The following is a 587-nucleotide window of genomic DNA, read 5'->3' as shown; positions in this document are numbered from 1 at the left end:
GGTACTGGCTGCCCTGACCGGTGAAACAGAACGCGACCCTCCCGCCGTCGCCGCCGGTGTCGGTGGTGGCGACCGCCGGATGCGGCCGGCCCTCGGCGAGCGCGGCCAGCGCGGCGGTGAACTCGTCGCGGCTGCGCGCCACCAGCACCGCCCGGTGCGGGAACCGGGTGCGCCGGGTGAGCGCGTCGGCGACCGCGGCCGGCGTGACGTCCTCGTGCCCGGCCAGCCACGCACCGAGCCGCCGGGCGTACGCGCGCAGCGCCGGCTCGGTCTTCGCCGACAGCACCCAGGACACCCACCCGTCCCACGGGTCGACGGCCGGCGCGGGAGCGGGCTCCGTCGGCGGCGCCTCCTCCAGGATCACGTGCGCGTTCGTGCCGCTGACCCCGAACGACGACACCGCCCCGCGCCGCGGGTGTCCGTTGCGCCGCCATTCGACGGCCTCGGCCAGGAGCCGTACGTTGCCGGCGCTCCAGTCGACATGCGGGCTCGGCGCGTCAATGTGCAGCGATCGCGGCAGCCGGCCGTGCCGGAGCGCCAGGACCATCTTGATCACCCCGGCGACGCCGGCGGCGGCCTGGGTGTGC

1 protein-coding gene is annotated in these 587 nt (G+C 76.8%); it reads right to left on the bottom strand.

The window, feature by feature from the left end; translation table 11 throughout:
- On the bottom strand, positions 1-587 hold a 587-nt coding region (locus tag ONA70_RS36430; RefSeq protein ID WP_319959641.1), incomplete at both ends, for a ketoacyl-synthetase C-terminal extension domain-containing protein.

Source organism: Micromonospora yasonensis, from assembly GCF_026013475.1.
GTDB classification, from domain to species: domain Bacteria; phylum Actinomycetota; class Actinomycetes; order Mycobacteriales; family Micromonosporaceae; genus Micromonospora; species Micromonospora yasonensis.
The sequence above is the reverse complement of the archived record's forward strand: the minus strand, read 5'-3'. Positions and strand labels throughout refer to the sequence as shown.